At 60.9% G+C, this 11,695-nt stretch carries 10 protein-coding genes; 8 read left to right on the top strand and 2 right to left on the bottom strand.

What is annotated here, in order from left to right; translation table 11 throughout:
- Together TW83_RS16880 and TW83_RS16875 are read right to left on the bottom strand one after the other, a co-directional pair.
- The coding region (locus TW83_RS16880; protein WP_045983944.1) for a cation:proton antiporter at positions 1-1,261 on the bottom strand (1,261 nt) is incomplete at its 3' end.
- Positions 1,262-1,381: 120 nt separating this feature from the next.
- Positions 1,382-2,365: a mechanosensitive ion channel family protein gene (locus tag TW83_RS16875; protein ID WP_045983943.1), complete on the bottom strand. Its 984-nt coding sequence runs from the start codon at positions 2,363-2,365 to the stop codon at positions 1,382-1,384.
- Between the two features lie 453 nt (positions 2,366-2,818).
- Here TW83_RS16875 and TW83_RS16870 point away from each other — a divergent pair, with 453 nt between their 5' ends.
- The 8 genes from TW83_RS16870 to TW83_RS16830 all read left to right on the top strand — a co-directional run bounded on the left by TW83_RS16870 (position 2,819) and on the right by TW83_RS16830 (position 11,655).
- Positions 2,819-3,643 (top strand): PhnA-like protein, encoded by an 825-nt coding sequence (locus tag TW83_RS16870; RefSeq protein WP_204245796.1) that lies wholly within the window; start codon positions 2,819-2,821, stop codon positions 3,641-3,643.
- Between the two features lie 31 nt (positions 3,644-3,674).
- Positions 3,675-4,976, top strand: coding sequence for a DUF2382 domain-containing protein (locus TW83_RS16865; protein WP_084697669.1), 1,302 nt, complete (start codon positions 3,675-3,677; stop codon positions 4,974-4,976).
- Between the two features lie 373 nt (positions 4,977-5,349).
- Positions 5,350-6,107, top strand: a protein-coding gene (locus TW83_RS20140; protein ID WP_157001717.1) for an IS5 family transposase whose coding sequence is annotated in 2 segments (ribosomal slippage) — positions 5,350-5,668 and positions 5,668-6,107 — 759 coding nt in all. Because the reading frame shifts where the segments join, the coding sequence is not laid out codon by codon here.
- A 133-nt stretch (positions 6,108-6,240) separates the two neighbouring features.
- Positions 6,241-7,338, top strand: coding sequence for an ABC transporter ATP-binding protein (locus TW83_RS16850; RefSeq protein WP_045983939.1), 1,098 nt, complete (start codon positions 6,241-6,243; stop codon positions 7,336-7,338).
- Positions 7,286-8,401, top strand: a complete 1,116-nt coding sequence (locus tag TW83_RS16845) for an MBL fold metallo-hydrolase (protein ID WP_084697667.1) — start codon at positions 7,286-7,288, stop codon at positions 8,399-8,401. The genes TW83_RS16850 and TW83_RS16845 overlap by 53 nt, the downstream gene beginning before the upstream one ends.
- On the top strand, positions 8,398-8,988 hold the full coding sequence (locus TW83_RS16840) for a histidine phosphatase family protein (RefSeq protein WP_052714958.1): 591 nt from the start codon (positions 8,398-8,400) through the stop codon (positions 8,986-8,988). The genes TW83_RS16845 and TW83_RS16840 overlap by 4 nt, the downstream gene beginning before the upstream one ends.
- Positions 8,985-9,956: an ABC transporter substrate-binding protein gene (locus TW83_RS16835; protein WP_045983938.1), complete on the top strand. Its 972-nt coding sequence runs from the start codon at positions 8,985-8,987 to the stop codon at positions 9,954-9,956. Before TW83_RS16840 ends, TW83_RS16835 begins: the two co-directional genes overlap by 4 nt.
- Positions 9,946-11,655, top strand: coding sequence for an iron ABC transporter permease (locus tag TW83_RS16830; RefSeq protein ID WP_045983937.1), 1,710 nt, complete (start codon positions 9,946-9,948; stop codon positions 11,653-11,655). The genes TW83_RS16835 and TW83_RS16830 overlap by 11 nt, the downstream gene beginning before the upstream one ends.
- Positions 11,656-11,695 lie beyond the last annotated feature (40 nt).

Genomic DNA, 11,695 nt, shown 5'->3' with positions numbered 1-11,695 from the left:
CAGGGTCACGACCGTGCGTGAGGTCCAGTCGCCTCATGATCGGGGTCACCGTGAGGCCATGCATGATGATGGATAGCAGCACCACCAGACCGACGATAGCCCACAGACGCGGGGCATGCGTCAGGTCGTCGATGTGGTTGAGGCCGTAAGCCAGATAATAGAACGAACCGATCCCGCGGATCCCGAAGAACGAGATGGTCAAGCGTTCGCCGAGCGTCGCCTTCGTGCCACCGAGGCCGATCATTCCGGTCACGGGGCGAATGATCAAAAGGATGAGCAGCGCGCCTGCGATGTCCACCGGGCGAAGGGCTGCCAACAGTCCATTGGCCAGTGCACCTCCGAACATGAGGAGCAGGATCATCATCGCGATCCGTTCGACCTGCTCTGTCAGATCGTGCATGTCCGTATGAAAATCGTGATCCCGATGAGCCTGACGGAACGTCAACGCCGTCACGAATACGGAGAGAAACCCGTAGGAGTGCAGGGTCTCTGTGAAGCCGTAGGAGATGAATGTCGCGGCAAGCGCGATCAGCCCGTCACCAGTCTGGGCCAGTTTGCTCTCGGCAGGAATGTGGAATGTGATCCACCCGAAGAGCTTGCCAATCAGATAGCCGCCCAGGACACCGATACCGATTTCCCACAGGACATTGTAGCTCAGCCAGTCCCAGAGCCAGGGCTCCTGCGTCACGGCCGCTGCTGACAGGATGATGGCCAGGTGGACGAAGGGAAAAGCGGCACCGTCATTGATGCCGGCCTCGGAGGTCAGCGCGAAACGGACCTCATCTTCCTCACCCGACTTTGGCGGACCGACCTGGACGTCCGAGGCCAGCACCGGATCCGTCGGGGCAAGCACGGCACCGAGCAAAAGGGCCATGGTCCACGGCAGGGCAAGCCATGTCCCACCCAGAAGTGCGATGAGCGCGATCCCCAGGGGGAGGGTCAGGAAGATGAGCCTCCAGGTGATCATCCACGACCAAAGTCCCAGGACCCGGTCGATCTTCAGACCTGCCCCCATGAGCGCGATGATCACCACGAACTCGGAGAACCGTTCGGCGATCTCGGGATACTTCAGAGGCGAGGGGTCGAACCGCAGCCCAGGAACCAGCCCCAGCCCGACCCCGATGAGAATGCACACGATCGGAAGCGACAGGGGCAGGCGGCGAAGCACCAGCGGCAGCCATGCCACGAGGGCGATAAGCACCCCGAAACTCATCAGAACAAGGATATAGGGATCAGGCGCTTCAGACAGTTTCTCTAGCATCGGTCTGCTCTTGTAACTCTTGAGCCAATCGTGGCTTTTGGACAAAACAACATGTGTGGATCATTCAGATAGACGGGGTGAATCCCGCCTCATCAGGAAAATTTCATCATGGAGACCCTATCAGTCTGACCTGGACGATTGGTTTTCCCTCGATGCCTCCTTCGCGGCATCGAACCGGGAGCGCGGGACATCGCCTCTGCCGGCGGGCCACCCCTCGCGCTGTCTTTTGCGATCACCGTCGGTGTCTTCTGTCTGGTCGTGCCAAAGATGCACCTGCGTTGGATAGGGCATATCGATCCCGGCCCCGTTGAGCGCCTTGAAGGCTGCCAGGATGACCCGGCCTTGGGTATGGATGACGCTGGCGCGATCAGGCTTCGTCCACCAGCGCAGACGGATGGTGTTCTGATAAGCGTCGATACCGACGGGAAATGCTTCGGGGGACGGATCGGCGAGAACGCCTTCAGTCGACGCCGCGGCCTCGACCATCAGCTGCATCGCCTTGTCCCAGTCATCGCTGGCGCCGATCCCGACATCATATTCCGACCGCCGGAAGTCGAACGCCGTGTTGACCGTGAACGTCCCCGTATAAATCTGAGAGTTTGGAATGACGACGCGCCGTCCGTCGTAGGTCTTGATGTATGTCGCCCGCGTCTCGATGTCTTCGACGGTTCCCTCAAAGCCGTTGACCACGATCTGATCGCCGACACGAAAAGGCTGTCGCAGAAGGATCAGGATACCGGAGAGCAGGTTCTGCAGAATATCCTTGAACGCAAAGCCGATGGCCACCGAGCCGATCCCCAGTCCTGATAGAAGGTCTCCGGGGCGGAGCGAGGGAAGAACGATCGTCGCGGCCAGAAGCAGGGCCAGGATCATGATTGACCACCGCACCAGGGCGGAGCCGACATTGGCAAGTGCGGGCCTGCCGCGATACCTCAACGTCCGACTGACGCTATAACTGAATGCGCGAGCGACGACGTAGAGGACCAGCAGGAGAAGGACGGCGCTGATCAGATTGGGTGTCAGCCGAATGAGTCCCTCGGTCCAGGCCTCGAGTTTCGTCACGATCGGTCCAAGCCCGCCGTCTGCATCAAGCAGTTCGTCCATGCCGTTCCGGGTCCTTTGAGATGCTGAAGCGATAATCCTCGCCTCTCCGGTGAATGCGACCGGTCGCCGGAAGAACAGCGTTGCGCCAGAATAGTTCAGGCTCTGAGGGCCGAAAAACGTACCCTCTTAATTGTTCGAGCTTTTTCTTTAGCAAACTTCCCAATGTATCTTTTGTTAAAGGAACATCCTAAAGCCATCTTGGTTAACAAGCTATGAAGGGACGAATGTGCATATCGTACCCTGAACGGGCCGTCATTTTATCCTCGCGCAATGTAAATGGTTTTTACTTTTTGTAATTCGTATCTGACGGCCCGGCCATTCACTGGAACCTATGAAAAGCGAGAATGCAGTATGGCTCAAACCTCAGATACGAGATCAGGATATTCTTCTGATAGTGGGACGTCTGATATCTCAATGAGCGCGGTGACGCCCGCGGAGGATGCCCGTTCGGTGATGATCAATCAGGTCTGCTGGGGGGCGATCTTTGCAGGTGCGGTTATCGCCGTTTCCGCACAGGTCGTCTTGAACATGGTCGGCGTCGGAGTGGGCGCGGCAACGCTTGACCCCGGCACTGGTGACAATCCGACAGCCAGCGCGTTTGGGATCGGTGCAGGGATCTGGTTTGCCATTTCCACCATCCTGGCAGCTTTGTTGGGTGGTGTGGCTGCTGGTCGTCTGTCGGGCAAACCCAAACCGTCAACAGCCGGGTGGCATGGCCTGACGGCTTGGGCCGTTTCCACGATCTTCGTGATCTACCTGATCGGCTCCAGCGTTACGAGCCTTGTCGGCGGTGCGGTCGGGACGGTCGGAAATGTCGTAGGGGGTGCTGCCAACACTGCGAGTTCCGTCGTCGGCTCGGCCATTCCCAACGATCCGTTCACGGCGATTGAAGAGCGGATCCGCGGTTCCGTGCCAGCCGATGCCGATCCGGAAGCTGCTCGTGATGCGGCCATCGCTGCAGTGCGTACGGCGCTGACCGGAACCGAAGCTGAAGCCGACCAGGCCCGCCGTCAGGCGGCTCAGGCACTGTCCCAGGCACAAGGTATTCCCGTTCCTGAAGCCCAGCAGCAGATCGAGGAGTATCAAGCGCAGTTCACCGAAGCCGTAGACACGGCGCAGGCTGCTGCGACGGAGGCTGCTGACACGGCCACGAAGGCTGCCACGCGTGGTGCTCTTCTGGCAGCCGTCGTGTTGATCCTGGGTGCCTTGGCCGGATGGTTCGGTGGGCGGATGGGCGTCGTTGAGCCCGTCGTCACGGCTCGTCGCCGCACTATCTGACCCATTCGTCGATAAGAACAGGATCTTTCCCATGAAGAGTCAATCAGTTGAGACGACTTCTGTGCAAACCATCGCTCTCGCAGAGGAGCGCGCGAAGATCATCATCAACGACGTGGTCACGGGAAAGGTCACGGTCCGCGCGACGACTTCCTCTGATGTCCATCAGGAAGTTGTCGAGCTCGCAAGGACCGAGACAGTGATCGAACGAATGGCGGTGAACCGCATGCTGGAGAAGGACGAACCAACGCCCCAACCCCGCTACGAGGGCGACACGTATGTTGTTCCCGTCATTGAAGAAGTCGCAGTGACCGAAATCCGCCTTCTGGTGAAGGAGGAGCTTCATATTCGATCCATCACGTCGATCGATACCAAGAGCATCGACGTCGAACTGCGAAAACAGACTGCCACCATCGAACGAACCGGTCCCAACGCAGTGTTCGGGACCCTTACCAGGAGCAGAGAAATGTCTTTCACTGACAATATGTCCACCGAGCGCAATAACCAGCAGATCACCGCTTTCTTCGATAGCCGGGAAGAGGCCGAGAATGCCGTTCGTCGCATTGAGGCCGAAGGCCTGTCCTCTTCAAAGATCGATATCGTTGCAGGCCGTGACACGACTGCAGTGTCAACCACGACCGCTCGTGACGAGGACCGGGGCTTCTTCGAAGCCCTCGGCGATTTTTTCATGCCCGACGAGGACAAGCATACCTATGCTGAAGGCCTGAATCGCGGCGGATACCTGGTGTCGGTGCAGACCACTGCGGCCAACCGGGACCGGATCATCGACATCCTCGATGACGAGGGGACGATCGACATGGACCAACGCGAGACCGAATGGCGCAACGAAGGCTGGGATGGCGGTGCAGCGGCCCTTGCCGCACGCAGCACCGCAGGTGTTGCACCTACCGCACCTTATGATACCCCGGCTATGGGCGCCGATGAGGGCACCATCGAGGTCATGAAGGAGAACCTGCGCGTCGGGAAGCGGGAAACCGATCATGGCCGTGTGCGCATCCGGTCCTATGTTGTCGAGACCCCTGTCGAAGAGCAGGTGACGCTGCGCGATGAAACTGTCCACGTCACGCGGCGTCCTGTCGACCACGCGGTAAATCCCGGCGATGGCATCTTCGCCGAGCGAACCGTTGAGGCCACCGAGCGTCATGAAGAGGCTGTCGTGTCCAAGGAAGCCCGTGTCGTCGAGGAGATCAGCCTGGAGACGGAAGCGAGCGAACGCACCGAGACCGTCCGGGACACGCTGCGCCATACCGAAGTCGAGATCGATGACGAGCGCGTGGCTGGAGACAGCGCTGCTCGTCCCGCCAAGGATCTCTGATCAGCTGGCGATTATGTCGCACTGACTGATTGATCAGAAAATGAGAGGGGTAGCACGAGCTACCCCTCTCAACTTCAGGAAGAGCCTATTGAAAAACCCTTCGGCAATATGATCTGCACGTGAGGTGCGTATGACCTGTCCCCGTATTGAAACCTTTCCCCGCCAGCAGTGAGATGATCATCGCATATGATTTTTTAAAACGGACACAAGCGAAGCTCTGCCGTTTTAAAAGGTCATGCCGGTAATCTTTGCCATTCAGGCATTTCAGACGTGATCAGGCGCCATCATGTGCACTGCTCCAAAGCTTTAGGCTCCAGACCCATTGATTTTACGCCCTTTGCGTGATTCAGGCCGCCGCAAGGAGACCTGATCGATGAGCAACTTGTTCTGGCTGACCGAAGCGCAGATGGCGCGCCTTCGCCCGTTCTTTCCCAAGAGCCATGGCCGTCCGCGAGTGGATGACTTGCGGGTGCTAAGCGGCATTATTTTCATCAATCGCAATGGCTTGCGATGGTGCGATGCACCAAGAGAATATGGACCGGCAAAGACGCTCTACAATCGCTGGAGGCGCTGGAGTGACAACGGGGTCTTTGCACGGATCATGGTCGGCCTGGCTGCAAAGGACACCGATCCCAAGACGATCATGATCGACGCGACGTATCTGAAGGCGCACCGCACGGCTTGTAGCCTGCGTGCGAAAAAGGGGGGCGCGGTCGCCAGATCGGTCGAACGAAAGGCGGCATGAACACAAAGCTGCACGCCGTCACCGACGCGAAAGGCAGACCGATCCGGTTCTTCATGTCGGCAGGGCAGGTCAGTGATTATACCGGCGCGGCGGCGCTTCTGGACAGCCTGCCGCAGGCCGACTGGTTTCTGGCAGACCGGGGCTATGACGCTGACTGGCTTCGAAAAGCATTGCAGGACAGAGGGATAAAAGCCTGCATCCCCGGCAGGACGTCGCGCAAGAAGACCGTGAAATACGACAAGCGCCGCTACAGAAGGCGCAATCGCATCGAGATCATGTTCGGTCGTCTGAAGGACTGGAGACGTGTCGCCACACGTTACGACAGGTGCCCGGAGACCTACCTTTCCGCAATCGCATTGGCCGCAACCGTTCTGTTCTGGCTGTGATCAAGAACGAGTCCTGACGCTAGCAGGCTTGCTACTTGGGATGTAACTCGGTGCTCCAGTCATCAAACGATCGCCGTATCGTCACAAAGATGACATTCGTACCCCGTACGTCAGGACCAAATCCGGAGTATCTATGCCGCATATTCGCGCATTCAGCCTTAGCAAGTCCTTTGGTACTACAAACGTCCTGAATCAAATTGATCTGGATCTCCCTCAGGGCTCGTTTCTAGCTTTGCTGGGTCCGTCGGGCTGCGGCAAGACCACACTTTTGCGCCTGATTGCCGGGCTGGAACTGCCCGATGCGGGTGAGTTGCGGTTTAATGACCAACTGACTGCCGCGCCCGGCCATTTCGTACCGCCCGAGCGTCGCGATCTGGGCATGGTATTCCAGACCTATGCCTTGTGGCCTAATATGACGGTGCGCGGTAACATTGCCTTCGCCTTGCAGTCACGCCGCATGAAAGGGACTGAACGGCGCGCCCGCGTGGACCAGATGCTGACCGCAACGGGTCTGTTACCTTTGGCGGACCGTCGACCGCAGGATCTGTCTGGGGGTCAACGACAGCGGGTGGCGCTGGCGCGATCGCTGGCACTGCGTCCGGGGCTGCTGTTGCTGGACGAGCCTCTGGCCAATCTCGATGCGCATCTCCGCCAGCAAATGTTGGTTCAATTTCGCCAGTTGCATGCCGAAACGGGAGCGACTTTCATCCTCGTGACCCACGATCAGGACGAAGCGATGACGGTCGCCACCCATATCGCCGTGATGGACAGGGGCCAGATCCAACAGATGGGATGCCCTGAAGATCTGTATCGCCGTCCCGCAACACCGATGGTGGCGCGCTTTATCGGTCACGGTGTCACTGTGCCAGTAGAGGTGACCGGGACGCTGGATGGTATATGCGACCTGCATGTGGGAACTGCGGCACTTCGCCTGCCCGGTACAGCACAACCTGGCCCCGGCTGGCTGTGCCTGCACCGCGAAGACCTGCGTCTGTGCGACGGGCCCGGGCATATACACGCCCGCATTCTGTCGCAGAGCTTTCAGCACGGCCACTATCTGACCCACGCTCTGACCGACGCGCTGGACGACCAGATGCTCACCCTCTTAGTCGATCGCCCGCTCACCACGCACACGCCGGTTGGGCTGGAGATTACCGGCGGTTGGGTGATCGGCCGCGATGCCGATAAAACCTCGCAAGCCGGCGCACGGCGCGAGGCAGTCAATGCCTGAACTGCGCGCCATATCGGGGGTAGGCAGCAAGGGGCCCGCCTGTTTCTTACTTCAGATCGGGGATCGTAATCTGCTTCTGGACCTGGGCCGCGGGCCTGACGAAGACCGCGCGCCCGATCTGCGGGATCTACCGCCCATTGACGCGATCCTGTTCAGCCATGGTCATGCCGATCATACAGGCGGCTTGGATCTGTGGCCGGATCTGGGAGCCCCACCGTTGTTCGCCAGCCGCCCCACCATCGCGCTTGCCCGCCATCCCGGCCTGCAACAGGCGCGGCCCCTTGACGGACTGGGTCAGATCTTGGGTGTGGCCCTGCTGACCGGTCCTGCGGGCCATGCGCCGGGGGCGGTCTGGATGCGGATCGGGGGCAAGGGCGGCCTGCTGTATTCGGGGGACGCCTGTGCCGAAAGCCCGATGTTTTGTGCCGCGCCCTACCCGCCCGCAGCAGCAATGGTGATCGACGCCTCGTACGGGGTCGCGGACCAGCCGCTTTCCGTGCAGATCGAACAGATCGTGTCCCAGATCGACGGACCTGTCCTGTTGCCTTGCCCCGCAGGCGGGCGCGGACTGGAGATTGCCGCAACGCTGCTGCAGCGCGGTCTACCGGTCAGCATCTGCGCCGAGCATCGTCGTGTCGTACGGATCCTGCGCGATCACGCGGACTGGATGACGCCACAAGGTCGCAGCGCGTTGTCTCTGCTGGACCAAGCAGCCGATCTGCATGCGGACAGCCCGATTGCCGGCTCGATGATCGCCGCGGGTCCCAATGCAGAACGCGGTGTCGCGCACGCCTTGTCCGGGCGCATCCGTGACGCCGGCGGTGCGCGGATCATCTTTACCGGCCATGTTGCTGCGGGCAGTCCCGCGCAGGACCTGATCGATCAGGGCCATGCTGTCTTCAGTCGCTGGAACGTGCATCCAACCTTGTCACAGGCCAGCGAAATGGTCGCATCCGCCGCACCGCAGGTGATGTTGGCCGCGTTTTGCGCAGCCTCAGTCGCGGACGATCTGCGTGTGCGGACTGGCTGGCCTATTGCTCGGGGCGAGAGGCTGGTCTGGTGAGCCTCTTCGATCATCCCCGCTTTTATTTGCTGCGTCACGGCCAGACAGTACACAATGCCAATGACCGGATTGCGGGTGCGACCGATGCACCCCTGACAGACATGGGACGCGCACAGGCCGGGCACGTGGCGCTGACCTTGCGCGATAGACCCATCGGGCGCCTTTTTGCCTCGCCTTTGCAGCGCGCCTGGCAAACGGCCCAAGCGATCGCGGCTCTGCGCCCCGACCTGGAGATACGGCCCGCCCCCCTGCTGGCCGAACGCGACTGGGGCATTTGGGAAGGCGCGCCCCGTGCCATGCTGGACCGCGACGCCACGCCCGAGGGCGGCGAAAGCCCCGAGGCGTTTCATGATCGCATCCTGCAGGGCTGTGCAGCCATCTCCGGCCCCGCCGCGCAAGAGGCACCGCCCCTGATCGTGGCCCACTCCGGCACCATCCGCTCAGTGATGGCAGTCCTTGATCTGCCGTTTCTGCGCCCGACGAATTGCGCGCGGATTACAATCTTTCGCGATCCGCGCGGATGCTGGTGCGCCGACCCGCCCGTGGTCGTGCCCGACCCCTTTCCCCAAACTTTGAGGCTGTCATGACCCGTATCCTGATGCTGACCACCGCTTTGTCCGCCACCGCGTTTGCTGCACAGGCCCAGACCCTGACCATCTACACGTCGCAACCGCAGGAGCAGATGACCGAGGTCATCGCCGCCTTCAACAAGGATCATCCCGATATCTCGGTCGATATCTTCCGTTCGGGCACGACCGAGGTGATGGCCAAGCTGCAGGCGGAGTTCGCCGCCGGCCAAAGCCCCGCCGACGTTCTGCTGATCGCAGATGCCGTCGCGATGACCCAGCTCAAGCAGGACGACCGTCTGATGGCCTATCCCGAGGCCCCTGTGGAGGGCATCGACCCGGCCCTGCTGGACGCGGATGCTATGTTCTTTCCAACGAAGTTGATCACCACCGGTATTGTCTACAACACCGATCTGGTGGACAGCCCGCCGACCTCCTGGGCCGATCTGGCCACGCCCGAGGCGGCGGCGATGACGATCATGCCATCGCCGCTTTATTCCGGTGCAGCGGCGATCCATGTGGGCACGATGGTCCAGCAGCCTGAATTCGACTGGACCTATTTTGAAGCACTGTCGGACAATGGCGCCGTCGCAGGACAAGGCAACGGCACCGTGCTGGAGGCCGTCGCGCGGGGCGAGAAGGCGTATGGCGTATTGGTCGAATACATGGCGATGAACGCCAAGGCGCAGGGCTCCCCGGTCGATTTCGTGTTTCCGTCCGAGGGCGTGACGGCGGTGACCCAGCCTGTGGCGATCATGGCGGGCACTGACAACGCCGATGCCGCCCGTGCCTTCGTCGATTGGCAATTGTCCGAGGCGGCACAGGCCCAATCAGTCGCGCAGGGCTATTTCCCTCTGCGCGACGGCATGGCAGCGCCCGAGGGCTATCCCGACCCCGCCACGCTGACGCTGATCGGTGCCGACAATGCCCGCCTGCTGTCAGATGGAGAGGCCGTCAAGATGGAGTTCTCGGACCTCTATGGCGGCTGACCTGCACCTGCTGGGTGACCGGCGCACGGGGGATGGCGAGCGTCTGCTGGCCATCCTTCTCTGTCTCTATGTGGCGGCGATCACGCTCTGGCCCATGGGTGAGGTGCTGGTGACGGCCTTTCGTCCCGGCGATGATGGGGCGCCTTTGGGTGTTCTGCGCGACACGCTGGCCGCACGGGCAACGGGGCGGGCGTTTATGAATACGCTGACCTTGTCGCTCGCCTCCGTCGCGATCTCGGTCGTATTGGGCGGTGCACTGGCGCTGGCCGTGGGGCTGATGCGGATGCGGTTTCGGGCGGTCTTGTCCTTTTTGATTCTGATGCCGCTTATTATTCCTTCGCAGACGCTGGCTCTGTCCTGGATTGAACTGATGGGCTCGGGCTCTCCGATCCTGAGGGCCTTAGGGTTGGCGCCTGCGCAAGGTCAGGGCAATCCTCTTTATTCCCGCAGCGGTATCGCGCTGATCATGGGGATCGAGCATATGCCGCTCGTCTTCATTGCCATCCGCGCCAGCCTGAAATCCGTGCCCGCCGATCTGATCGAGGCTGCCCGCATTGCAGCAATTCCTCCCCGACGGGTGCTGATGCGGATCATTCTGCCGCTCACCTATCCATCGGCGCTGGCGGGTGCATTGCTGGCCTTTACCGCGGCTGTCGGCAATTTCGGCATACCGGCTCTTCTGGGCATTCCGGGGCGGGTGCCGATGCTGACCACACTGATCTATCAGCGGCTGAACGGCTTCGGCCCTGCGGTCGCGGGGCAGGTCGCGGTACTGGCACTGATCCTCGCCGCGCTGGCAGGGGTGGCACTGTTGCTGCGCCATCTTGCCTTGCACCGCTTGACCCTGCGCATCGAGGCAGGCCGGGTATTCACCCCCGCGCATCGCGCGCCGCTATGGGCGCAGGGGGCGCTCTGGATGGTGGTCCTTGTCATCGCGCTCCTGCCGCTGGCTGCGTTGACTCTGACCTCATTGACCCCGGCGATCGGTGTGCCCTTTTCAATACAGGTGGCAAGCCTGGATCAATATGTCCGGGTGTGGTCCAACCCGGCCGTGAGCCGGGCGTTCTTGAACTCATTGACCTTATCAGGTCTGGCGGCTGTGATCTGCGTCGGCGTGGCGCTGCCGCTGGCCTATCTGCTGACGCGCCGGCCCAGCCCTGCCGCCACCCTGTTGGACTTGTCTGCCGAGGTGCCTTGGGTCGTGCCCGGCACGGTCGTTGCGTTGGCGATGATCCTGGCCTTTCTGCCACCGCTCCCCCTGATCGGGATTTCGCTCTACGGCACTTCGGCCATCATCCTGATCTCTTATCTGGCCCGGTTTCTCCCCTTGGCGCTCCGCCCGGTCGTGGCTGCGGCCCAGAACGGGGATCCGGGACTGGAGGAAGCCGCCCGCATCGCAGGTATCGGTTTGGGGGGGCGGATAGTGCGAATTTTTATGCCCTCGGTCACGCCAGCGGCCACGGCAGGGGCGGTGCTGATTCTAATGACGGCGATGAACGAGTTGACGCTGTCCGCCCTCCTGTGGTCCTCAGGGCACGAGACGATCGGCGTAATGGTTTTTTCGCTGCAATATGAAGGTAACTCAACCGCCGCGGCGGCAGTTTCGGTTTTGTCCACGTTACTCTTGTTTACATTATGTATGTTTGCGGAGCTGATAATCGGACGCACCGGCTCGTCAACTCTTCCATGGCGCGGCTAGATATCTGACTTTGATTTTTGGGTAAGCGCGACGCGGCCCC

Source organism: Paracoccus sp. S4493 (genome assembly GCF_000967735.1).
Lineage (GTDB): Bacteria > Pseudomonadota > Alphaproteobacteria > Rhodobacterales > Rhodobacteraceae > Paracoccus > Paracoccus marcusii.
Note: the sequence above shows the minus strand (reverse complement) of the source record. Positions and strands in the feature narration are given on the sequence as shown.

Coding starts and splice junctions, on each gene's coding strand:
- TW83_RS16875 (WP_045983943.1), bottom strand. CDS start 2,365: ATGGACGAACTGCTTGATGCAGACGGCGGGCTTGGACCGATCGTGACG.
- TW83_RS16865 (WP_084697669.1), top strand. CDS start 3,675: ATGAAGAGTCAATCAGTTGAGACGACTTCTGTGCAAACCATCGCTCTC.
- TW83_RS16845 (WP_084697667.1), top strand. CDS start 7,286: ATGCCGATAAAACCTCGCAAGCCGGCGCACGGCGCGAGGCAGTCAATG.
- TW83_RS16830 (WP_045983937.1), top strand. CDS start 9,946: ATGGCGGCTGACCTGCACCTGCTGGGTGACCGGCGCACGGGGGATGGC.
- TW83_RS16835 (WP_045983938.1), top strand. CDS start 8,985: ATGACCCGTATCCTGATGCTGACCACCGCTTTGTCCGCCACCGCGTTT.
- TW83_RS16850 (WP_045983939.1), top strand. CDS start 6,241: ATGCCGCATATTCGCGCATTCAGCCTTAGCAAGTCCTTTGGTACTACA.
- TW83_RS16870 (WP_204245796.1), top strand. CDS start 2,819: ATGATCAATCAGGTCTGCTGGGGGGCGATCTTTGCAGGTGCGGTTATC.